This window comes from Pseudomonas sp. YL2, assembly GCF_023063025.1.
GTDB lineage: Bacteria > Pseudomonadota > Gammaproteobacteria > Pseudomonadales > Pseudomonadaceae > Aquipseudomonas > Aquipseudomonas putida_A.
This window is the reverse complement of record NZ_JAJSLU010000003.1, coordinates 219,699-243,711: the sequence shown is the minus strand read 5'-3', so window position 1 is coordinate 243,711 and position 24,013 is coordinate 219,699. Positions and strand designations below refer to the sequence as shown.

The following is a 24,013-nucleotide window of genomic DNA, read 5'->3' as shown; positions in this document are numbered from 1 at the left end:
TATCAATTGAATGTGACGGTGAAGGGCGGAGTTATCTGCTTTCCTGTGGGGCCGAAGAAGTTCAGCGTATATATTCCCGGCCCTTTGAGCGTGATACCCCATAATCCGATTTGACGGGAACCAGGAGATTTAATGTCTAAAGTCCTGCTTTGAAGCTCACCCATGGGGCTACTTAGCGTTACTACATGATTTCCTATGGCGAAGGATACGACCTGAAAACCCAAGCTCAAGCCCGCGTAATTCGAAAATAACAATACGCTACCGTTTTGTGGAAGATACCCGGCGCCTCCTGACGGCAATTGCATCCAAAAACTGAGTATATCTTTTGCATCTATGACAACGATGAGGTACGGGGTAGAAGTCTGATCACTACCATCCATAACCTTCGCAGTGAAGATGTGGGTCAACGCGCCAAGCCCCATCAAGGTGTACGACCATTCTCCGTTTTGCGAGTCTGCCAAGACCTCGCCTATGGCTATCAGGTTATCTAGAATTTCGACTCTTTGGCCCCTGCTTGCGACCCCGGTCAGAATGATCGTTCTGTCAGCAGTATCCCCGCCAGACAGAATCATCTCCCCCACAGAGTCTCTTGCTGAAATGATGGAGGGCCGCACATCCTCAAACGCTCTGATCGTGTAAGTGCGCACAGGAAAAACCACTGCCTCACTCTCCACCGTGCTCTTGCCGAACGCGGCTTTGAACTCCATGGTCAGCGCGCTGCCATCCTTGAGGTTTCTCAGGCCTGCAAAGGCGATGCTCCGCTCGTAATAACCTTGATTGATCCACGTATTATTGACCTGTGAGGCGGGTGGCGTATGGATCGGAAGGTTGTAGTCGCTGCCATCCGCGTTCGTCCCTCTCAGACGCAGCCAGACATATTGGCCTGTGGCAATCAACGGCCAGACGCCCATGCGATAGGTGGCATTGCTGGTCAGATTCCCTACGTTGAACTCCTGGCCCTCGCCATCATCGTCGGCGTCCATGATCACCGGCAGGATCAAGCTTGAATCCGGCAGAGTGCCCACATTCAACAACAGCGGCAACGAGGTCCGGGGCGCACCGTTGCGGGTGACGGTGTACTCCACGGTGACGGTTTTGCCCAGGTTGAATGCCAGCACGGTGACCGGCAGTTCGATTGTCAGTGTGGTTTCACTGATGGGTCTGGCCGGGGTGGTGTGCGAGCCGCCGGCGGCAGTGCCGGGTGCGCCGGTCCAGGTCACGCTGAGCAGATCGCTGAATAGCAAGTCTTGCGCATCGATGTTGACAGTCAGGGCTTCCACGGCCTTGATCGGCTGCAAGGTAGTGCCATCGGCCTCGGCCTGCTGAACCTTTGGCCGGGTCAGCAGCACCGCTTCGCCGACAGTGAAACTCAACGTCCGCGAGTAGCTGATACGTTCCGGCGTGGCGCCTGCCGCCACCCTGAGGATTTCATACATCGCGTCCACAGTGCCGCCGCGATTGGGTTCGATGTGGGTCTGGACGAAGGTCGGGTTCAGGGTGAAATCGATGGCTTTGCCGGCATTGAGCGAATTGATCGGCACCGAGTCGCTGGTCTTGCCGGTTTTCGAGCCGCGCCAGGTATAGGTGACCTTGTCACCCGCTTTGGTGGGTTCGGCGGCAGCCGGGGCGGTCAGTTTGCTCGAGCCGCCGGGCAGGTCGTCGGGTTCGAGTGTTCCGCCGGCCTCACCGAGGACGATGGGCGCGACCAGTTCCAGCAGCGGCTCACCCACCCGCAGCAGAGCATGGTGCAGTGACTCGCGCTGAATGATGCCTCCATCGTTGCCCTCGGCCATCAGCACGTAGAACAAATCCAGCGTACCGCCCTCGATGGCTTTGAGGTGTTTGCCCTCGACGATGATCGGGATCGGTTCTTTGTCGTCGATATCGCCCTTGCTAAGGGTGTGCCAGTCCAGTTCCGGGTCGTAGACGCCGAAATCCTGGCGGGTGCCGACCCAGCGCAGAACGATGACCATGCCCACCTGCATCATCGGATCAAAGGGGATGACGGCGGTGGTGTACACCCGATCAGGGTCGAGTGCCCCTTGTTGCGCATCCACGGCAATCGGCGCGAGCAGGCGTCGGGTTGCTCCGATGATACTGACGAAGCGCCCCTTGGAGGCGCGATCATCAGACCCGCTGCGTTCCACGCGATAACTGAACACGGCCTGGGTTTTGGTCAGCAAACGTATGTCGGCGCTTGGCAGGGGCAATTCGTAGATGTTGCCCACGCTGATGAGCGGCTCGCCGCGGACTTCAACGCTGATCGGTTCGCCGTCCAGCGTGGTGCCCTTGCCCAGGCCGATGATCACATCACCGATCCGGAAGTCGGGTGCGTCGACCAATACCTGCAAGGTCAGCGGCGCATCCCCCAGTTTGTCCATGTCCACAACGCTATTGAAGGCCTCTTTGACCATGGGAGGCGACAGGCGCGTGTTGCCGGTATCGACGGCAATCTCCACTGCGGCGCACCAGTCTTCGGAGCGATTGTCGACAATGTCGTGTACTTCAAAGGCTACGGCCAGGCTATCGGTATCGCCGGCGTCGAGGATGGTGGCCTTGTCGACATGGATGATCAGTGGATGGCCTTGCGGGTCATCGATGTGATCCTGGGTCACCCGTGGCGAATACACAAACCAGCCACCCCAGGTCAATTTGCAGCGGTCACCCACGGCCATGTTGGGGTAGGGCAACGGGCTGCTGCTGCCGGGTTTGGCCTTGATGATGATGTCGAGGCCGGTTTCGGCGGTTTCCTTGTCCACGCCATCGTTGATGATCCGCGGATCGATGTACATGTTCAGCTCGGAATGCCCCGGGGCACTGCCGTTTTCATCCTTGCCGCCGGGCCGGTCGAGTTTGACGAAGATATTCACCGGAGGCAGCGAAGTTTCCGGAGTCTGGTTGAGTACCTTGACCCGATACTGCAGCGTATAGGTCCCGGTCACGAAGCGCTGGGGCGGGACATACAGGGTGACACGCTCGCCGACATCCTCTGGCTTGACGAGGGTGGTCTGGTCGACCTGAACACCGTCGAGCAGCAGCTCGATGTGGTCACCTAAACCCATACGGTCCCAGGGTGGACAATAGACTTTCAGCCCCTTGTCGGGCGCCAGCAACTGCGCGGCAGCAATATTGATCCCCCACACCCCCCCCTCCAGGGCCGGCTGCGTACGGTCGGGTATTTCCAGCTGCCGCAGAGACTTTGGGGCCGGGAGGCGAGGGGGCTGAATAAGCATGCTGAAGACTCCAGGGCGTGGGAAGCAAAGGCTCCGGGTTATTTAGGGGCAGGTGGCGAGCGTTGGCTACTGTCAGAAATTACAGGTAAGGAGGTATTTGCGATGAACGGTCGGGGGGCGGGTTTTGCATGCCTGAAACTGCTTCCCAGTAGGCGCTGCCGCAGAGAAGTCGACTCTGCGATGAACCCCAACCCATGGCGAGGGAGTCTGCTCCCGCTGGGTCGCGCGGCGACTCCACCCCCCATTCAGCTCAACAAAAATGCAGCCTCACGCTGAGCTGACTGTTTGGGCATTTTCCATCGAATTCCCGACAAACGGTAAGAAAACCTAGTATTTCTGACAGTAGTCAGCTTTTTCCGGCAGGCATCTAATTGGGTCACAAACGTTCCACGCCATCGTCAGTCAACGGCCCGTTTTATCTTCAAGACTGCCCTGCGCGAGAACACTGCCCGCTCAATTGCCGTGGAGTTTCGCAATGGTGCCCCCAGAAGAGTCGTCGATGGATCCGCAACACGCGCGCGGCGATGTCGAAACAAGTCTTGTGGTTATTCCAGAACCGATTGTTCCGGATATCCTGAAAGACGAAGAGGGTAATGAGAGCCCGGACGGGCTATTACCTCGCGATGTATTGAATCGCGATTTGAAAATCACGATTCCGGCGTGGGATTTCTCGACAGAGCCGGAATTCGTAAAAGACGTCGTGTTGGTGGGCTTCAGGCGACGGGGGCTTCCCTTTGATGACGACACGGCGGGGGTGTTCCCGTTCGATATTCCCATTGATCCGGGTGACAAGATTGTTTCGGTGCCTCAAGGGGACCTGGCACCTGGCGTTTACGACCTGTCGTACAAGCTCGTGATTGGTGGCAACGACGCGGAATCGCTGAAAAAAACCATCACTGTCGATAGAGTGCCGCCGGATGACGGCCAGGAACCGGCGATGCTGGAGCTGCTGGATCTTGAGGGCGACATCACCGATGACTATTTGGACGAGCACGGTCAGGTTCGTTTCAAAGTACGCCTCTATCTGGACGTAAAGGCTCGTGACCGGGCGATTTATTACTGGACGGACACCAACACGCCACCGGACTTCGAAACCGAAATCCGCGAGCAGGCGTTCAGTCAGTTTGATATCGATAACGATCAACTCATCATCACCGTCTACGCAGACGAAATTCGCCTGCGCGGTCATGGACAGCGATACATCTATTATCGCTTGCGCGACTGGGCCGGAAACCGGGGGCCGCGCTCGCGGCCGCTGCCTGTGTTCGTCGATCTGAGCCCGGGGGTGCCCGTTCACAAACCTCCGCGCATCCCCCTGTCGGACAGAGGCTTGATCGATCGGCAGCACGCCCGGGAGGGAGCGGTCAACCAAGGGGCGGTGACGGTCGAAATCGATGCCTATGACAATCCGTTGAGCGGCGATCAGATACTGCTGGACTGGGATGGCACTGTTCTGCCGCCGCAGGATGTCGACCCGGCCAACTTTCCTTGCGTGATCCCTGTGCCGTGGAGTGCGCTCACAGCCAAGGGGCTGGGGCCGGTGAATGCTCGTGTCACTTACCGCGTGCGTTCAGGGGGCGTCGATAGCAAACCATCAATGGAAACCCTGGTATCGGTGAACCTGACGGTGGCAGGCCAGGATCACGCCGATGCGCCGGCGTTGTTGAACCCCAAGCTTGCCTTGCTGGAGATCTACGGCGCCAACTCCAAGGTGCTGAACACATTGCTTACCGAAGATTTCGGCGAGGACGCCGACGGCTTCCTGACCTTGTTCGACGCACCTGAACGAGGACACACGATCGAAGTTTATTGGGGGAGCATCAGTACGCCCGTGGCGCAATACATCGTCCAGAGCGGTGACGTTGCCGGCAAGAGAGTGCCGTTCAATATTCCATGGGCGGTCATTGACCAGGACCGGCTGAACCCGGCGTTGCCGGTCCATTACACCACCAGCAATGGCATCAACCAGCAGTTGGCTCCATTCACGCCCGTCAAGGTGTCGATCATCATTATCGAAGGTCTCGAAGAGCCTTCGTTCCCTGACGCTGGCATCAGAGGAACGCTTGACTGCTGTGCGAAACCGCGTCTCTGGGAGCGGGTGCGCGTGAGGATTGAAGGCAACCCGGCGTTTGACGAGAAGGACATCGTGACGTTGTTCTGGCAGGGATGTGCGGGACCGAATGGCACCATGCCCATTCCCGGGGCCGCGGAACCGTTCTTCACCACTTTGAGTGCGGATCAGGCAAGAAACGGTTTTGAAGTGCATGTGACCGATTACGAAAAATTGATAGCGCCGATGGAAAACCAAGGTTCGGCGTTATGTCATTACACCTTGAAAAAGTTTACGGGTGGGCAGGGTGTTTCAAAAAAAGAGTTCGTGATTATCAATAGAACCATGCCCAGTGGTGCAGTGTGCTCACCCACTAATGAAACCTGCACGGAACCGTAACGGGTGTTTGATTAATTAAAGTGCATTAGCCGTTTTTAGTCGGGACAGTCACGAGTATTTATTCGTGGCTGACAGAGAGTGTTGTGCCCGCGTTTTGGGCGTTAGTTGATTGACAAAATTCCGGGCAGATAAAGCCCGTTTCTGAAGGAGTTGAAAAATGGCAAGTCCGAAACCATTGACGCCCGCTGAACAAAGTCGGGTCGATTATATGAAAGTTCGCCATGCTGTTACAAAAGTTGATGCGCCCGTGATCAAAGTGCATCCAGACAACCCATTTCTAGACGATACGGCGGATGATGAAACCAACCAGATTCCGCTAAGCCTGCAGGGAAAGCCTTTCAAATGTCTGGTTCCGAGGCCTGCGGAGGCTGACGACCCGGAGGTGATACCGGGCTTCATTGATCTGACGTTTGACGGAAGTCGGATACCCTCTACTCGATACCGTTATACGACGCCGCTGGACCCCGATATTCTTGAAATCGACATGACGTTTCCTGTCGGATACACCGATAGGCCGGGGACACATGAGTTGGGATACTTTATCGATCAAGGCGGTAATGAGAGCAACTCTGTTCCGTTGAAGTGCAATGTTGACAGAACTCCTCCGCACCCGTTTTTTCCGGTTGGACTTCCGGATGAAATAATAAATGACGGTATTACCAAAAAATATCTGGACGATAATGGTTTTGTAGCCATTAAGATTTCTAATTATGGAGATATGAAGATTGGCGATTTTATAGAGTTGTTATATGGGGACTCGACAGTGTTGGCAGAGGTTGTCGATTCGGTCACCCGGACTGATACCACCACTGATATCGTGCTTAGACTTACCGCTGAACAAGTATTCAAGCAAGATTAAGGGACTCACGCGCTTTTTTTCAGAGTCACCGACCGTAAGGGAAACCCAAGTACTTTTTCTCCACCAGTCCACGTTACGGTCGTTCTGACGGACCCACCCGAGGGGCTGTTGCCCCTTAGTATTCCGCTGTATGACGGTGTCGGTGACGGTCTGGTCGATCTGGCGGATGCGCAACACCCTTTGGGCGTGGGAATCTATGACGAATACACCCACTACTTGCCGGGAGATGAGTTGGTGGTGACCTACGACGGCATTCTGCAGATGGCGAAGACCATCAGCGGGTTCCCGTTTTACGTCGATATTTCGTTTAAAGACGTGTTCAACGGCGACCCTGGTGAAAAAACTGTAGAGGTCGAGTACCAAATCAAACGCGGCAGCACTTATTACCCGCCAACTCCGATTTCCAAAGAAGTTAAAGTTGATTTGCGAAAGCCCGGTCTGCCGATTGATCCGGAAAATCCAGACCCGACCAATCCGAATCTGGCGTTGGTGACGGTTCAGGGAGGTTCCGGGGGCCCTGTCAATACGTTGCGAGAAGCCGACAAAGATCAGGTTGTTACTGTCACGGTCGATACCTATACCGACGCCAAGGAAAATGACACCGTTCAACTTGTATATGCGGGCCAGCTTGTTTCTGAGGAGGATGGCGGCCTCGTTACGATTCCAGACCCTGTTCCCACAACTCTGAAGTGGGAAGTCGAGTGGAGCGTTTTTGCGGCGGCAGGTAACGGTGATCCAACGCACCCGATGCCTTACGTCATCGGTCATTCGCTGAACGACAACGTAGATATTTCAGAACCTCAGGAGGTGGATGTGGAGATTCAAGAGGACACTGTCCCTGATCCGGCATTTTTACACCTTGATCCTAACTATACTGACTGGCTGAACTGCAAAGCCTTGCGCCTGGATCCCATCGAGGGTGTGGTGGTCGAGGTGCACGTCCCGGGCGGGGAATTGGCACTGGCGAATCAAGAGCTGACATTCACCTATCAGGGTTATACCGACGACGGCGGTGCAAACCCCAAACCCGGGACAGACAAGGAGGTGTTCTACACACCGACAGATCAGGAGGCCGCGTCCGGCTTCATTGTGAAGATCCCATACGCGCCCTTGCTCGCGACTCTGAATGCGTGGGGTGGAGTCGGTTATACGGCTGTTATTAACGGGCGCGAGGTTCCCTCCAAAGAGCATTTGGTCAGGGTGTACCTGGTCAATCCGGGTGATGGCGGAAGTTGCCCGTTGCCTACCTGATTCAATGCGTTTCAAAGGAAACACGGGAGGCCGCTACGCCTCCCGTGTCCTCGCTGAAACGGTTGCTGAAACAGGCGGATCATTCCTCGAGCGGGAAAGGACTTTTCCGTCCGGAGCTAGGACTTCTCCTACATTTTTGCTTGACCCGGATAGGTATTGTTCGCGCCTCTTACAGTCTTTTGGCGTTTCTTCTGAAAGATGTGAGGTGATGAACATTCAGGAAGCCACGTCATGAACAAAAACCATGTTTCGCTGCAAAAAAATGCTGCGGCAGGACTCTTTAAAATGCTGGTCGTGCTGCCAGCATTTTTTTTTACCGGCGGGCATTCTTTTGCCGCCGTTATTGTCGATAACGGCAATACGCTGGATATCGATGCAAGCACACCGCAGAGCGATTATCTGGTACGCAACGCAAGTGTGCTGAACATCGCGGGGGCCACCACCCAGAGTCTGTCTGTCACGTCCGGATCAACGTTGAATATCAACGGCGCAACGGTCAATGCCGACATTGGGCTGGAGGGTATCCGCATAACCGGCAGCACGGGTGATCTCACTCGCGCCATCGTGACCAGCGACTTTATGGGGCTAGCGGTCAATCGGTCTATCGGCTCGACCCTGGGCTCCACGGTCACTGCAACCGACAGTCAATTCAAGGGTGGGGAAATCGGTGCTCAGGTCACCGGCTTGAGCACGCTCACGCTCATCAACAGTCAGGTGACCGGAACTGGGGCTGACAGTACCGGCCTGAACATATTGGGGGGGGATGTACGCGCCTCCGCAAACACGGTTATCAGCGGCGACAAGACCGGGGTGACTATGGGCAGGGATCCCTCGGGCCTGGGCAACAATTCACTGCGGCTCGACAACGCCAGTGTGGAAGGCCGCACCGGTGATGCGATTCTTGTGGACAAGGGCATCAATGCCACCCTTGAGGTGTTGAACCAGTCCTCCCTGACGGGGGGCAACGGCAACGTGCTGACGGTGCAGGGCGCTTCCACCGCGGGCATGTTTGTCCGCGACAGCACGCTGCAAGGCAACGTCAACGTCGCCGGCAACAGTACCGCCAATCTCACCTTCGATCAGGGCAGCATGAAGGGCGATGTGCTGGTCGAAAACGGTTCGACTGCCAACGTCACCCTGCAGAACAACTCGCAACTGACCGGCCGTCTCGACAAGGTCAACGGTGTGACCGTCAACAGCGGTTCGAGCTGGACCCTCACAGGCGCTGACACTGTAGGAACACTCGCCATGAATGGCGGGACGGTGCGCTTTGGTGCGCAGGATGTGCCAGATACCTTCTACCAGTTGAACGTCGGCACGCTGGCCGGCTCGCCGGATGGTTCCAGTACGGTCGAAATGAAGGGCAATTTCGCTACCGGTCTGCACGACTTCCTCAATGTCACGGGCGTTGCCAGCGGACAATTCGGATTGCTGGTGGCCGCTTCCGGTCTGGACGCGCTGAACCCGCAACAGTTGACCCTGGTGCACACCGCCGCCGGCGACGCGCAATTTGCCCTGAGAGGCGGGCATGTCGATCTGGGTACCTGGTCGTATGACCTCGCTCGGCGAGAAGTGGGGGAGGGCGGTACGGAATGGTTTCTCGACCCGACCACCAAGACCATCAGCCCCGGGGCGAAATCGGTACTGGCGCTGTTCAACGCTCCGGTGACGCTGTTGTATGCCGAGGCGGCAACTTTGCGCAGCCGCATGGGCGAGTTGCGTTTCAATGGGGGGGACACCGGTCTGTGGATGCGCACCTACGGCAACAAATACAACATCAGCGCCGCTTCCGGAGTGGGTTATCAGCAGACCCAGCAAGGGCTTTCTCTGGGGGCGGATACGCACCTGGGCGACAGTCTGTGGGTGGCCGGGATCATGGGTGGCCACAGCCATACCAACCTGGACGTCGCACAGGGGACTTCGGGTACGGTCGACAGCTACTATCTGGGCCCTTACGTGACCTGGATGAACAAGCAGAGCGGTTACTACTTTGATGCGCTGCTCAAGTTCAACCGCTTTCAGAGCGATACGAAAGTCGGCATGAGCGATGGCACCCGCGCCAAGGGCAGTTATGACAGCTCCGGTGTCAGCGCTTCGGCGGAGTTCGGTCGCCAGATCAAACTGGAGGATGGCTACTTCATCGAGCCGTACGGCAAACTGTCGACAGCGGTGGTTCAGGGGCGCAACTTTGATCTGGACAATGGCATGGAGGCCGACGGTGATCGCAGCCGCTCGGTGCTGGGTGAAGCGGGAACCACTGTAGGCCGCAATTTCAACATGGGCAATGGCATGGTCGCCCAGCCTTATGTGCGCGTTGCGGTGCAGCACGAGTTCATCAATAACAACCGCGTGACGGTCAACGCTGATAATCAGTTCAACAACGACTTGTCTGGCACCCGTGGTGTGCTGGGCGCAGGCGTTGCAGTGGCATTGACCAAGGACCTGCAAGTGTATGCCGGTTACGACTACAGCCATGGCAAGTCCATCGAGAAACCGTATGACTTGAGTTTCGGAGCGCGCTGGACCTGGTAAGCAGCGTCATGATGTGAATACCTGAAAAACGCCTCGCACCTGCCGGGCGTTTTTTTGTGCTGGACTGCCGGTCAACCCGCTGTCCGGGCCGGCGGGTTGACCTGACGCCTGCGACTCAGGTGAATCGCAACACGTTGATTTCCTGATGTCCGGACTCATGCGCGCCCCGCCAGTGCGGCCCGTCACGGGACACCCGGTAGAACAGATTCAGCGCACCGTTCTCCAGCACCCGCAGATGTTTTCCCGGCACGTACAAGGTCACGAGATGATTTTCCACGTCCTGCGGGCTGACGATGTGCCGAGCCTCATACAAGTAGGGAATGCCATTGGCCTTGGTGCCCAGCCAGGCCATGTTGACGATATCGTCCTCGGTCATGCCCGGGTACTGAATGTTCACGGTGGCCGATGTGATATCGGCGCTCACCGTATTGCCCGCGGCTTCGCTCAAGACCGGCGCTGGGATCCGGCCTTCCACCCTGGCGAGTTCGTGCCTGGAGGGGAGCGCAGAGCCATCGTCCTTTTTGTAGCGCACATACGATACGTCTGCGGTTCCCTTGGCAATCGCCCGGACCTGCGCATTCGGAATCTGAAACATGAGGATGCTGGGGAAGCTTTCCACCCTCTGGGATTGTTGGTTGGGCAGCGGAGCACCGGTGGGTGGTGTGCCTACCCAGGTCATGGTGACGGTGTCACCCACCTGGAAATCGCTGGTGGAGGCGCGAACATGCACGTTGACATCGCGATTGTTCAATTTGTCGAGATCAATGATGCCGTTGACTGACTCCTGGATAATCGGCTTATCCAGCTGCCGGATTCCGGACATGACTTTGACTGTGGTCCTCAGCGACCACTTCTCGGAGTGGTTGAATACCTCGTCATGGATCCCGTAATGCACCACCTGCGCGTTGCCGTCGCCACCGGCCACAATATCGTCCTGGTGTGCGGTGATCTCGATAGGTGCCGTGCCGGCTGCCTCATCGGCGCTGACGGTATGAGGTGACAAGAAGGCGTTGCCCCATTGCACCTGGATAACGTCGCGCACGGCGATGTTCGGGTAGGGAGGAATAACCATCGGCACACCCTTGGCTGCCCAAACCGCATCCACGCCGTTAACGATGACGTCGCGCGGCAGCTGCACGATGTGCAATTTTGCATGTCCGGGCAAATGGGGTTCATCGTCTTTGCCGCCTGGCAGATCCAGCTTCACCAATATTCGCAAGGGCGTGGCGGGCTCCTCGGGGCTGGTGCTGCCCGCGCGGGTCAGTACGTAGTAGACCTCGTCGACCCAGCCGGGAAGGATGTTCGTCACAGGCAGGAAGAAAAACACCGGTTGGTTGCTGCCGTCTTCGTCGTCCTGCAGAACCCGGGTAAAGATCTTGTGATCCTTGCCCCAATAAATATCGAGCGTGTCACCTTTGCGCATGGGTTCGGCGTAGGCATCGACGGCGCAGAACAAACCGTCGGGAAACTGGTAGTAGGTTTTGCAGTTGATACCGCCGTCCCCATTGACGATCGGCTCTATCATGGCCGAAATCCGCAAGGGACGCAGTTTCAGCCCCGGAACTTCAGTCTGCAAGCGTGGAAACAGGAAGGAGTGAAAGTGCGTCATGACGAAAAACCTCGGCGAAGGACAGGTGGCTCTGCGAGGAAGGCGTTGATTGATTGGGCCTGATATGGCGAGTGCTGCCTACTGTCAGAAATAACAGGTAGGAGGTTTTGTCCGACGAGCGGTCAGTGCCAGGGCACTTGGATAACTGGCTCGAAACACACGAAATAGACGGCCTGAGGCGCTGTATCGGGGATAAATGCAGATGTAGCGGGGGCGGCGGTATTCAGGATTTATCCAAAGTCTTTTGCCGAAGGATGTACACCGTCACCAACACCGCGCTGGTCAACATGAACCCCCGTGCCCACGGCAGCGGCACCAGGTAGCACGAGAACAGAATGCTCGCCCACATCAGCCCGATCGCATAGACCTTGCCCTTGAGCGGAATGCCGTTGCCGTCGAGGTAGTCGCGGATCCATGGCCCGAGCTTCGGGTGCTCGACCAGCCATTGATAGAAACGCGGAGAGCTGCGGGCGAAACAGGCGGCCGCCAGCAAAAGGAAAGGGGTGGTGGGCAGAACCGGCAGGAAAATCCCGATCACCCCCAATGCCACGCTGAGCCAGCCGACGGCCAGCAGGAAGTAGCGCAACATCAGGGAGCGGTTGCCTATGGGGTTGTCCATAGGCCGGATCTTAGTGGTGACGTGGCTTGAGGATCGCCGGTTTTTCGTCTGGCGCCTGGCACAGCAGGTACAGCGCGGTCAGGGCTTCCGGGATCTGCACGATCATGTCGTCCATCAGGTTGGCGTCCTTGGCGATGTCTTCGAACTCTGGCTGCTCGTCGAACAAGCCCGAACCGACCATGATCGGCAGGAGCATTTCGCTGACTTCTTCTTCAGCGGTTTCGAACCAGGCCGCTTCACGCAGGAATACGCCTTCCATGAAGCCGATGCACCAGCCGCGCAGTTCAGAGTCGTCCGGCTCGTCGCCCAGGTCCAGGTCGCACGGCAGTTCGAATTCTTCGTCGGACGCCAGTTGACGGGCGATGTGCGCCTTTAGACCGATCAGCGTGGCTTCGATTTCTTCGCGCTGGGCCTCGCTGCTGTAATGCGGCTCTTCGGCGAACAGGGCGTCGATCCACTCACGCTCCGGTACGTCTTCTGCACAGATCGACAGGGCGGTCAGGTAACCGTGGGCGGCCACGTAATCCAGCGCCTCTTCGTGCAGCTCGTCGGCGTCGAGAAAGACTTGCAGGCGGGTTAGTTGCTCAGCGAAGGACATTACGGGGCTACCTTGGGGGAATAAACAATGCGGGAATTCTAGGCCTTCTTGAGCGCTCAAGCCAGCCGCACGGCAGATTTGCCGCAATTACAGGCAACACGAATATCCCTGTGGGAGCGGGCTTGCTCGCGAATACGGCGTATCAGACACTTTTGCATCGACTGGCACGCCGTCTTCGCGAGCAAGCCCGCTCCCACAGGGTTTTCGTGTTGGCGGCTAGCGGAGTCTTATCAGCGGCACCCTGTGCCGGGGAACGCTCGGGTATACTGCCGCGTTTTGCGCTCCCTGCTCGTATTGCGGTGGTCTGGCAATGCGTTCTTACGTTTTGTTTAAGCAGCTGTGGCTGTCCTGAACCAGCCTGTGCAGGGATGTTTCGGTAGATTTTTGGAGTTTTTATGCTCGAACAGGCTCAACGCGTCCTCAAGGACATCTTCGGCTACGACAGTTTCCGTGGCCGTCAGGGTGCAATCATTGAGCGCGTGGCCAGCGGCGGTGATGCGCTGGTGCTGATGCCTACCGGTGGCGGCAAGTCCCTGTGCTTCCAGGTGCCGGCGCTGTTGCGCGAAGGCCTGGCGGTGGTGGTGTCGCCGCTGATCGCCTTGATGGACGATCAGGTCGCCACCCTCGAAGAGCTGGGCGTGGCCGCCGCTGCGCTGAATTCCACGTTGAGCGCCGAACAGCAGCGTGACCTCGCCAACCGGATCAAGCGTGGCGAAGTGAAAATGCTCTATCTGGCGCCGGAGCGTCTGGTGCAGCCGCGCATGCTGTCGTTCCTGCAAGGCTTGAACATCGCCCTGTTCGCCATCGACGAAGCGCATTGCGTGTCGCAATGGGGCCATGATTTCCGCCCGGAATACCTGCAACTGGGCCAGTTGGCGGAAATGTTCCCCGACGTACCGCGCATCGCCCTGACTGCCACCGCCGACAAGCGTACCCGCGAAGAAATCGTCACCCGCCTGCACCTGCAGAACGCCGAGCGTTTCCTGTCGAGCTTCGACCGCCCGAACATCTTCTACCGCATCGTGCCCAAGGAACAGCCGCGCAAGCAGTTGCTCGCGTTTCTCGCTGAACGGCGCAGCGATGCCGGCATCGTCTATTGCCTGTCGCGCAAGAAGGTTGAAGAAGTCGCCGCGTTTCTCAGCGAGCAGGGCTTCCCGGCGCTGCCGTATCACGCCGGTTTGCCCAACGATTTGCGCGCCTATCACCAGAAGCGCTTCCTCAACGAGGAAGGCCTGATCATGGTCGCCACCGTGGCGTTCGGTATGGGCATCGACAAGCCCAACGTGCGTTTCGTCGCGCACCTCGATCTGCCGAAATCCCTCGAGGCCTACTATCAGGAAACCGGGCGCGGCGGCCGTGATGGCCTGCCGGCGGATGCGTGGATGGCCTACGGTCTGCAAGACGTGGTGATGCTCAAGCAGATGCTGCAGAACTCCGAAGGCGATGAGCGCCACAAGCGTCTGGAGCAGCACAAACTCGATGCGATGCTCTCGCTCTGTGAAGAAACCCGCTGCCGCCGGCAGACCCTGCTGGCGTATTTCGACGAAGACATGCCCGAGCCGTGCGGCCACTGCGACAACTGCGTCGACGGCGTGCAGACCTGGGACGCCACCGAGCCGGCGCGCCAGGCACTGTCGGCGATCTATCGCACTGGCCAGCGCTATGGCGTCGGCCATCTGGTGGACGTGTTGCTGGGCAAGGACAACGAAAAGGTCCGCAGCTTTGGCCATCAGCACCTGTCGGTGTACGGCGTCGGCAAGGCGCTGAGCGAGAGCGAATGGCGCTCGTTGTTCCGGCAACTGGTGGCGCGTGGTCTGGCCGACGTCGATCATGAAGGCTACGGTGGCCTGCGCCTGAGCGATACCTGCCGGCCATTGCTCAAGGGCGAAGTGAGCCTGGAGCTGCGCCGCGACCTCAAGCCGCAAGTCACCGCCAAGACCGCCAGCAAGAGTCCGGCCAGTCAGCTGGTGCGTGGCGAAGAGCGCGAACAGTGGGAAGCCTTGCGTGCACTGCGGCGCAAACTCGCCGAAGAGCATGGCGTGCCACCGTACGTCATCTTCCCCGATTCGACCCTGCTGGAAATGCTCCGCAGCCAGCCGACCTCGCTGGCCGACATGGCGCGGGTCAGCGGTGTTGGTGCGCGCAAGCTGGAACGTTACGGCGAAGCCTTCCTCGAAGTGCTCGGCGGCGAGGCCGAGGCGCCGAAAGTGGTGGCCGATGTGCGTCACGAACTGATCACCCTGGCCCGCGCCGGCATGACCCCGATGCAGATCGCCGGGCAGTTGCAATGCTCGGAAAAGAACGTCTACACCATGCTCGCCGAGGCCATCGGTAAGCAACAGTTGTCGCTGGAGCAGGCGCTCGACTTGCCTGAAGAACTGATGGGCGAAGTGCAGGACGCGTTCCTCGACGGCGAGGGCGAGTTGCCGTCGGTCGCCGAAGTGGCCGAGCTGTTCGCCGGTCGGGTTCCGGAGGGTGTTCTTTACTGCGTAAGGGCTGCGCTGCAATCGGAATTCGAAATGTAAGAGGGCGATTGCGCCAACCGTCAGGCAGTTGTAACGATTCAGTACAGGTCGGCTCTTGCCTATAGCCAAATGTCATGCTTAGCTGACTAATAATTAGTTTTTCTCTATTTGTCAGTCTACTCATGAGTGTTTTATGCCGTTAACCGATCAACACCGCTTTGGCATGCAATTGGCCCAGATGTCTCGTGGCTGGCGTGCCGAACTGGATCGCCGGCTGGCCGGTCTGGGCTTGTCCCAGGCGCGCTGGCTGGTGCTGCTGCATCTGGCGCGTTTCGAAGACGCGCCGACCCAACGCGAGCTGGCGCAAAGCGTGGGTGTCGAAGGGCCGACCCTCGCGCGCTTGCTCGACAGCCTGGAAAGCCAGGGCCTGGTACAACGTCAGTCGGTGATGGAAGACCGCCGGGCGAAAAAAATCGTGCTCTGCGCCCCGGCACTGCCGCTGATCGAACAAATCGAAACCATCGCTACACAGTTGCGCCACGAATTGTTCGAAGGCGTCGACGAGGCGGATCTTAAGGTGTGCATGCGCGTTCACGGGCACATTCTGGGCAACCTGGAAAAATCTTGAGGCATAAACCGCGCGCCGGTTTTTTGAGGGATCGCGCAGAGCAGACTATAAGAACTACTGGGCAATATCGTGTTCGTACCGGATGTGCGAACGCATAGAAACCGGTTTTGCTTATTTAAGGGATGCTCATGCTCGCAAGTCGGCACGTTGTACTGCGCGGTGGCGCCAGATGGCTGCTGGTCGCTGGTGTATTCAGCTATTCGACCTGGTCGATGGCACTGGGGTTGGGCGACATCACCGTCCACTCAGCCCTCAATCAGCCGCTCAAGGCCGACATCGCGCTGGTGGATGCCGCTGGCCTCAGTGCCAGCGACCTCTCGGCCAGCCTGGCCACCGCGGATGAATTCGCCCGGGCCGGGGTCGAGCGGGTGTTCTTCCTCAATGACCTCAAGTTCACCCCGATCCTGCATGGCAATCGCCAGATGATCCGGGTGACCTCGCGCAAACCGGTCAATGAACCCTTCCTGAATTTTCTGGTGCAGCTCAATCAGCCCAATGGCCGCCTGCTGCGCGAGTACACGCTGCTGATCGATCCACCCGGATCGCCGAGTATCGTGCCGGCCACCGACGAGCCCGATCCACGTGCGCAATCCTCTGAATTTCCCACCGTCGAACCTGCCACGGCGGCGCCTCAGGCTGCTCAGGGCAAGCGCGACGCCGCCCCTTCAGCGCCACCTGCTCCGGCGGCGCCAGCCAACGATGCCGTGGCCGAGCAATTGGCGGCCAGCGTGTTGCTCAATCAGCAGTTGCAGAAGACCGTGGACGAACTCAACGCCAGACTGCAGGCGCAAGATGTGCAGATTGCCGACGGTAAAAAGCAGGTCAGTGATCTACAAACGCGTTTGAGCGAACTGCAACAGCCACCGGCACCAGCCATCACGCCGCCAACTCCCGCGCCAGTCATCACCGCGCCTGAAGCTGCCGACGATGGACTCAACTGGCCGCTGCTCGGTGGCTTGTTGATGCTGCTGGGATTATTGGGTGCCGGGCTGTTCGTACGGCGTCGGCGGCAGCTGGTGGAGGGCACCGCACCACTGGCAGCTCTCCCGGCAGCTCGACAAACAGATCCTGAAGAGCCGCCAGCCCCCCAATCGGCAAGCATCCGCGCAGCCACCGAACACCGTGAAGAACCGGCGGCCGGCGATGTGCTGGAGGCGGTGGGGATCTATCTGGCCTATGGGCGTTTGAGTGAGGCGGTCGGGCTGTTGCGCAATGCCATGGACAAGGAGCCCGAGCGCACCGAGTTGGGTGTGCAATTGCTCGAAGTGTTGGGGCGGCAAGGGGACAGCGCAGCTTATGAACAACAGGAAAGTCGCTTGCGTGATGCAGGAGTTGATCCGCAGCAACTGGCCGCGATCCGTGAGCGGCATCCAAAGTTGACCGGCGCTGCGCCGATTACCCCGGTATTGCCGATCGTCGCTGCTGCGGCAGTGGCTGCTCCTGCGTCACCGGCGCCCGAGGATGATTTCGAGTTGAATCTGGGTGAGCTGTCGATGGCGTCCAGTTGGGATCTTGAAGACAGTCGTTTGACACCTGAGCAGCCCGTAGAGCGGACTGCATCGAACTCCGATCTCGAGATCCTGCCGCCGGACTTCGAGCTGCCCGAAACAGCGGCCAGCGAAGAGGCGGAGCTGGAGTGGATCCCCGAACCGGACGCGCAGCCGCTGGACGATGACTTTCTCAACGAGTTCGGCGAACCGGAGCAATCGCTGGTGCTGGAACCGCTGGAGCTTGGGGGCACTGAGCCGGAATACGGTTCTGAGAAGCTCGAACAGGCGCAGACCTGCATTGATGACGGGGATATCGACAGCGCGATTGCCTTGCTCAATGAGTTGCTCAAGGAAGGGGATGAACCCCTCAGGCAAACGGCGCGGACGTTATTGGCGGGGATTCGCTGAAGGTTCAGTCAGCGGAATTGTTCGCTGACTGAACTATCGCCTTCGCGAGCAAGCCCGCTCCCACAGTTGGAATGCGTTTCAGCGAAGCCCCGGCATACAGCGGGAAATCAAGCGGCAAATAAGAGCGTGGCGTCAACCGGCGGTAGTACACCGCGCGCATCAGGCTGACGTTCTGCCCGGAAATCGAATCCTCGCGAAAGCCCGATAACTGTCGCGCACCGCCGAGCAGGAAACTCGACGTCACCACATTGGCATCGTCCAGCGTTCGGCCATAACGGCCGCCGAGAATCAGTGTATCCGGGCCATGGCTCATGGCTTTATCGAGCTTGAATTCCCACTGCCGGTAGCGCGTGTCCGAGCCGAAGCCCGGTTCGAATTGCATCAGGGTCAGGCTGACGTCCTTGCCCTCGTGGGGAAAGTAGACGTTGTCCAGCGAGTCGAACGAGTACTTCAGCGAGTAGAACCCTTCAGTGAAGTTTTCTCTCGGCAGGTCCTGATCGCCGATGCGCACATCCGCTTTGCCCCAGGCCTCGCCGACCCCGAAGCGGATTTCACCGTTGTTGCCGATCTGCCGGCCGAAATTGAGGCCGAAACCGTAGCGTTCGACGCGGTATTGGGCGATCGGGTCGTTGTCGAGCACAGCATCGACGTTCTGCGCTTCAAACGCAGCATACGGGGCAACGAAGTAGCGCGAGCCGACGTCCAGCGGCTGATAGAACTCGGTATACAGTTCCTGCTTGTCGCCGATTTGTGCGCGGGTCAGCCATTCCGCGCCGAGGCGGTTGATGCCGTTGATGCGGTAGCTGGCGCCGAGATTGAAGGCGCTGTCACCGCGCATATCGTCTGACAGGTTCAGGCCGACCCGCAGGTAATCGGTGCCGCTGCGTTTGCCCCGGGCGCTGATCACCAGCGTGTGATCCTGGCCCTTGTGCACTACGCGGTACTGCACCTGTTCGAAGTAATCCAGGCCGTACAGCGTGCCCATGTCCGAGTGCAGTCGGCCCAGATCCAGCGGCTCGCCGATCGGCTGACGGATGTAATAGCGAATCACCTCATCGCCGACTTTCGAATCGTTCTCGACCCTGATCGCGGTGATGATCGGCGTGCGCTGGCCCGGGGCCCGGGCTGCATTCAGTTCGGCGTCTTGAGATTCGTGAGGTTTGAGCTGAGCGAGGCGGGCGTCGAGAATCCGCGTGGCGCGGTAACCGGCGTCAATCATCTCCTGGGCCTTGCCGAAATCGGTGACGCCGAATGCCGCCAGCGCCGGTTGGATCAGCACGTCGGTGGGTTTGAGGGCGGCCAGTTGCTCTTCGGAGTTACGCCGGGTCATCAGGGTGATCGACTGGTTCAGCACATCGACCACGGTCGTCAGTTGTTTGCGGTTGCGCAGCGGCGTACCGATGTCGACCACGATTGCCACGTCGACACCCATCTCCCGCGCGACGTCGAGCGGGATGTTGTCAGTCATGCCACCGTCCACCAGCAGCCGCCCGTCCAGTTCGACCGGGGCAAACACCGCCGGAATCGACATGCTGGCGCGGATCACCTGCGGCAGGTGGCCTTTGCGGAACACCACTTTTTCGCCGTTGGCGATGTCGGTGGCGACGGCGCGGAACGGGATCGGCAGTTTGTCGAAGTCGCGGGTGTCACTGGTGTGCGCCAACAGGCTCTCCAGCATCAGCGCCAGGTTCTGGCCCTGAATCACCCCCAGCGGCAGGCCGAGGCTACCGTCATCGCGAAAACTCAGTTGCTGTTTCACCAGAAAATCGCGGTCGTCCTGCTTGCGGCGAAACGGCACGTCTTCCCGGGGCGGCGCGTCGGACAGCGCCTGCTGCCAGTCGATGTTCAGCGCGAGTTTTTCCAGTTCGTCGATCTTGTAGCCCGAGGCATACAGGCCACCGACCACTGCGCCCATGCTGGTGCCGGCAATCGCATCGATCTTGATGCCTTGCTCCTCAAGCGCCTTGAGCACGCCGATGTGCGCCAGGCCACGGGCGGCGCCACCGGACAGCACCAGGCCGACTTTCGGGCGGGGCGCTTCGGCGGCATGCACGGTGACATTAGCAAAGAGGGGCAGGAAGCCAAGCAGCAGGCAGAACAGCAAACGGCGCATGGTGAGTCTCGGGGCAAGCGATAAAGCCGGCTATTATAGCGGCGCCCTCTGTCTCAGGAGTTTCAGCGAACATGTCTGCTGCAAAACCGGAAATCGTCATCACTTATTGCACCCAATGCCAGTGGCTGCTGCGCGCCGCGTGGCTGGCGCAGGAGCTGCTCAGCACCTTCGGCGATGACCTCGGCAAGGTCTCACTGGTGCCCGGCACCGGCGGGGTGTTTCACATCAGCTGCGACGACGTGCAGATCTGGGAGCGCAAGGCCGACGGTGGTTTTCCCGAGGCCAAGGTGCTCAAGCAGCGGGTGCGCGATCAGATCGACCCTGAGCGCGACCTTGGCCATAACGATCGCACTCAGTGAGACGCGGCTTCGGCAGCCACGGTTTTCTTGTCGGCGCTGCCTGACATCCGCGCCGAGACCACGATGGCAACGATGATCAGCGCGCCACCGATCAGCATGCGCACGGTCGGGTTTTCATCGAACAGCAACCAAGCGACGGTGATTCCGTAGACCGGCTCCATGGCGAACACCACGGCGGCGGTGCGCGCCTTGATCACCGCGAGGCTGGCGACAAACAGGCTGTGGGCGACACCGGTGCAAAACACCCCGAGCAGACCGATCCACAGCCAGTCCAGCGCGCGCACTTCGCTCAGTTGCGGCGCAGCCACCGGCAGCAGACACAGCGCCACCACCACGTTCTGGCACAGCGCGGCCTGCACCGCCGGGATGCGTCCGGAGCTGGCGCGGTTGGTCAGCGACAGCAGGGCGAACAGCAAGCCCGACAGCACCGCCCAGAGCAACCCGGTAGTGGCGCCGCTGGCCAGATCGAACGCCGGGGTCACCAGCACCAGACCGACGCTGACCAGCACCACCAGCACGATTTCATTGGCGCGGATGCGTTCGCGGAAAATCAGCCCTTCGAGAATCACCGTGAACGCCGGGAAACTGGTAAAGCCCAGGGTCGCGATGGCCACGCCGGCGACCTTCACCGCGATGAAAAAACTCACCCAGTGCCCGGCCAGCAACACGCCGCTGAGCGCCAGGCGCCGCCAGTCGACCGCCTGCAGTGTCCGCCAGCCGTGCTGACTGGCGAAGCGGGCGAAAAAGGCCAGGGCGAGCACGGCAAACGCTGCACGTCCGAAGACGATCACCGCCGGCGAGGCGGCCGCGAGTTTGCCGAACACACCGGTCAGGCCGAACATCAGAGCGCCAATGTGCAGGGCGCCGAGGGCGGTACGCGGAGTCATTGCAATCCTTAATCCGAACACGGTTTCAATGTTGCCCATTGAAACGCGTTGCGGCGCAGAAGTCTGTCGGCGAACTAGCGTTTTTTGTCGCAGGAGTCGCGGCGCAACTGCCCCGGCGAAGCGCCGAACTCGCGCAACACCGCCGCCGCGAACGCGCTTTGCGAACTGTAGCCGACCCGACTGGCGATCTCGCCGATGGGTAGCGCCGTGTCGCGCAGCAGGCAGACTGCCTTGTGCAGGCGCCGGCTGCGAATGTAGTCCATCGGTGTCTGCCCGCATTCAGCCATGAAGCGCGCATGCAGGCGGGCGCTGGACAGCCCGGCGATCTGCGCCAGATCGGCCACCTGCAGCGGGTAGGCGGCGTATTGTTCGATGTGCGCATCCAGCGCTGCGTAGGGCAGGCGCCGCGCCGAATGTTCGGCAGGTCTGGCGTGATTCAGGCTGGCCAGCAGCAACACTGCGCCTTGCTGGGCGATCAGCGGATCGCTGACCGGGCTGTGCGCCAGCCAGTGGACCAATTGGCTTTGCCCGGCATCAAGCGACAATCGCGCAGGCTGGTCGAGCAAGCGCTGACTGGCGTCGGCGTGCTCGCCCAGCGAATCGTTCAGCCATGGCCCGTCCGGCACGTCCAGCACCAGACAACGACTGCCATCGGGGCTGCCGCAGGCGTGATGCGCGCCGCCTGGAACCACCACGAAACTCTGCTGACGCACCTGGCTGCCCTGACCCTCGACTTCGAAATCCAGCGCGCCGGACAGCCCGAAAACCAGTTGCGCGTGGTCGTGGCTGTGGACGATCAGGTCGTGGGTGTATTGGCGCAGGGTGAGGATCGGGCGCATGGAAGAAGTCTCCGAAGTGAGCGCCAGTCTACACCGGGGCGACGGGCTTGCGCGCTGTCACACGACTGACGCCTGTCTGTCATGGTCGATTCACCCGGCACGTGCACAGTGGCGAAAACATCGCAGAGGGTTGCCCATGACCAGCGCCGAGCTCGCCAAACCCAGCCGCAAACAACGGGTGCGTACCTTGTGGATTTCCGACGTGCACCTGGGCACGCGGGATTGCCAGGCAGAGCACTTGTCGCAATTTCTCAAGGGCTACCACGCCGACAAGATCTATCTGGTCGGTGACATCATCGACGGCTGGAAGCTGCGCGGTGGCATGTACTGGCCGCAGGCGCACACCAACGTGATCCGTCGCCTGCTGACCATGAGCAAGCGCGGCACCGAGGTGATCTACGTCACCGGCAACCACGATGAATTCCTGCGCCGTTATTCGAAGCTGATTCTCGGCAACATCCAGTTGGTCGACGAGGCGGTGCATGTCACGGCGGATGGCCGGCACCTGCTGGTGATCCATGGCGACCAGTTCGACGTGATCACCCGCTACCACCGCTGGCTGGCCTTCCTCGGCGACTCGGCCTACGAATTCACCTTGACCCTCAACCGCTGGCTCAATCACTGGCGAGCGCGTTATGGCTACGGCTACTGGTCGTTGTCGGCGTACCTGAAACACAAGGTGAAGACGGCAGTGAGCTTCATCAGCGACTTCGAAGAAGCCATCGCCCACGAATGCGTGAAACGCGAATTGCACGGCGTGGTCTGCGGGCACATTCACCATGCCGAGATCCGCAAGGTCGGCGAGGTGGATTACCTCAATTGCGGCGATTGGGTGGAGTCGTGCACGGCGTTGATCGAGCACTGGGACGGCACGATCGAGCTGTATCGCCTGGCGGATGCACAGGCGCGTGAGGCACAGCTCAAGGCGGCCAAGGTTGCCGAGATTGCCTAGACCCCAGATATCTCCTGTGGGAGGGGGCTTGCTCCCGAATGCGGTGTATCAGTAAGTACATGTTTATCTGACACACCGCCTTCGGGAGCAAGCCCCCTCCCACATTGATCTGTGGTGTTCTCAGGCCGGGCTGTGTTCTTCCATCGCCGCCTTGTAGATCGAGTGCTTCGGCTGGGCAAACAGCCGCTCCATCATCGGCTCGAAGAAGCTCAGTGGCAGGGTTTCATAGGCCGGGTCGAACGCCGCCGCATCGTACCTGGCGCAAAATTCCGCCGTGGCCTGATACTGCGGATGCGCGGCGAATTGCTCGCGCAGATGCCGATCCATGCCCAGGTGATGGAAGAAGTAATAACCCTGAAAGATCCCGTGCTTCTCGACCATCCACAGATTCTCGGCACTGACGAACGGTTTGAGAATCGCCGCCGCGATGTCCGGGTGGTTGTAGGAGCCGAGGGTGTCGCCAATATCATGCAGCAGCGCACAGACCACGTATTCCTCGTCACGACCATCGCGATAGGCGCGGGTCGCGGTTTGCAGCGAATGGGTCAGGCGATCCACCGGGAAGCCGCCGAAATCACCTTCCAGCAACTTCAGGTGCGCGATGATCCGCGACGGCAATTGCCGAGCGTAGGCGCTGAAGTCCGCGGCGATGATCGCCCAGTCTTCCTGCGTGCCGTCCTGCATGTGAGTGAAGCGGGCATTGGCGTTCATCGGCAAGCCTC

16 protein-coding genes and 1 pseudogene are annotated in these 24,013 nt (G+C 59.4%); 9 read left to right on the top strand and 8 right to left on the bottom strand.

Translation table 11 applies throughout. From position 1 onward, the window contains the following. Positions 1-2: 2 nt before the first annotated feature. Positions 3-3,143, bottom strand: coding sequence for a hypothetical protein (locus tag LVD08_RS06435; RefSeq protein WP_247267745.1), 3,141 nt, complete (start codon positions 3,141-3,143; stop codon positions 3-5). Positions 3,144-3,732: 589 nt separating this feature from the next. Between LVD08_RS06435 and LVD08_RS06430 the strand changes: the two genes are divergently transcribed. The 4 genes from LVD08_RS06430 to LVD08_RS06415 all read left to right on the top strand — a co-directional run bounded on the left by LVD08_RS06430 (position 3,733) and on the right by LVD08_RS06415 (position 10,324). Beyond that, positions 3,733-5,682, top strand: coding sequence for a hypothetical protein (locus LVD08_RS06430; RefSeq protein ID WP_247267744.1), 1,950 nt, complete (start codon positions 3,733-3,735; stop codon positions 5,680-5,682). A gap of 157 nt (positions 5,683-5,839) precedes the next feature. After that, positions 5,840-6,541, top strand: coding sequence for a hypothetical protein (locus tag LVD08_RS06425; RefSeq protein WP_247267743.1), 702 nt, complete (start codon positions 5,840-5,842; stop codon positions 6,539-6,541). A 108-nt stretch (positions 6,542-6,649) separates the two neighbouring features. Then, positions 6,650-7,792 (top strand): hypothetical protein, encoded by a 1,143-nt coding sequence (locus LVD08_RS06420; RefSeq protein ID WP_247267742.1) that lies wholly within the window; start codon positions 6,650-6,652, stop codon positions 7,790-7,792. 285 nt (positions 7,793-8,077) lie between these two features. Then, positions 8,078-10,324, top strand: coding sequence for an autotransporter outer membrane beta-barrel domain-containing protein (locus tag LVD08_RS06415; protein WP_247267741.1), 2,247 nt, complete (start codon positions 8,078-8,080; stop codon positions 10,322-10,324). A 115-nt stretch (positions 10,325-10,439) separates the two neighbouring features. Here the strand turns inward: LVD08_RS06415 and LVD08_RS06410 are convergent, their stop codons facing one another. The 3 genes from LVD08_RS06410 to LVD08_RS06400 all read right to left on the bottom strand — a co-directional run bounded on the left by LVD08_RS06410 (position 10,440) and on the right by LVD08_RS06400 (position 13,150). After that, positions 10,440-11,933 carry a hypothetical protein gene (locus LVD08_RS06410; protein WP_247267740.1) on the bottom strand — a complete coding sequence of 498 codons (1,494 nt, stop codon included), beginning with the start codon at positions 11,931-11,933 and terminating at the stop codon, positions 10,440-10,442. A gap of 223 nt (positions 11,934-12,156) precedes the next feature. Next, on the bottom strand, positions 12,157-12,552 hold the full coding sequence (locus tag LVD08_RS06405; protein ID WP_098967773.1) for a YbaN family protein: 396 nt from the start codon (positions 12,550-12,552) through the stop codon (positions 12,157-12,159). Positions 12,553-12,562: 10 nt separating this feature from the next. After that, entirely contained in the window at positions 12,563-13,150 is a 588-nt protein-coding gene (locus LVD08_RS06400) for a UPF0149 family protein (RefSeq protein WP_007962155.1), read from the bottom strand. A gap of 395 nt (positions 13,151-13,545) precedes the next feature. On the opposite strand from LVD08_RS06400, the gene recQ reads away from it, so the two are divergent. From recQ to LVD08_RS06385, 3 genes are all read left to right on the top strand, one after another. Continuing rightward, positions 13,546-15,675 (top strand): DNA helicase RecQ, encoded by a 2,130-nt coding sequence (recQ, locus tag LVD08_RS06395; protein ID WP_247267739.1) that lies wholly within the window; start codon positions 13,546-13,548, stop codon positions 15,673-15,675. 133 nt (positions 15,676-15,808) lie between these two features. Then, positions 15,809-16,243 carry a MarR family transcriptional regulator gene (locus LVD08_RS06390; protein WP_027613988.1) on the top strand — a complete coding sequence of 145 codons (435 nt, stop codon included), beginning with the start codon at positions 15,809-15,811 and terminating at the stop codon, positions 16,241-16,243. 128 nt (positions 16,244-16,371) lie between these two features. Next, the gene (locus tag LVD08_RS06385; RefSeq protein WP_247267738.1) at positions 16,372-18,141 is read left to right on the top strand and encodes a FimV/HubP family polar landmark protein; all 1,770 of its coding nucleotides are present in this window, start codon (positions 16,372-16,374) and stop codon (positions 18,139-18,141) included. Positions 18,142-18,214: 73 nt separating this feature from the next. Here LVD08_RS06385 and LVD08_RS06380 read toward each other — a convergent pair. Next, a pseudogene (locus LVD08_RS06380) lies at positions 18,215-20,254 on the bottom strand (patatin-like phospholipase family protein); the annotation flags it as partial. Between the two features lie 71 nt (positions 20,255-20,325). Between LVD08_RS06380 and LVD08_RS06375 the strand changes: the two are divergent. Next, positions 20,326-20,613 (top strand): SelT/SelW/SelH family protein, encoded by a 288-nt coding sequence (locus LVD08_RS06375; protein ID WP_027613985.1) that lies wholly within the window; start codon positions 20,326-20,328, stop codon positions 20,611-20,613. Here the strand turns inward: LVD08_RS06375 and LVD08_RS06370 are convergent. Both LVD08_RS06370 and LVD08_RS06365 read right to left on the bottom strand, forming a co-directional pair. Further along, positions 20,607-21,500, bottom strand: a complete 894-nt coding sequence (locus LVD08_RS06370) for a DMT family transporter (RefSeq protein WP_183781791.1) — start codon at positions 21,498-21,500, stop codon at positions 20,607-20,609. The two genes, LVD08_RS06375 and LVD08_RS06370, sit on opposite strands and share 7 nt — an antisense overlap. 74 nt (positions 21,501-21,574) lie before the next feature. Beyond that, on the bottom strand, positions 21,575-22,339 hold the full coding sequence (locus LVD08_RS06365) for an AraC family transcriptional regulator (RefSeq protein ID WP_027613983.1): 765 nt from the start codon (positions 22,337-22,339) through the stop codon (positions 21,575-21,577). 136 nt (positions 22,340-22,475) lie between these two features. Here LVD08_RS06365 and LVD08_RS06360 point away from each other — a divergent pair, with 136 nt between their 5' ends. Further along, positions 22,476-23,291, top strand: coding sequence for a UDP-2,3-diacylglucosamine diphosphatase (locus LVD08_RS06360; RefSeq protein WP_007966031.1), 816 nt, complete (start codon positions 22,476-22,478; stop codon positions 23,289-23,291). A gap of 120 nt (positions 23,292-23,411) precedes the next feature. Here LVD08_RS06360 and LVD08_RS06355 read toward each other — a convergent pair whose 3' ends face one another. After that, entirely contained in the window at positions 23,412-24,002 is a 591-nt protein-coding gene (locus tag LVD08_RS06355) for an HD domain-containing protein (protein WP_097090176.1), read from the bottom strand. Positions 24,003-24,013: the final 11 nt, after the last annotated feature.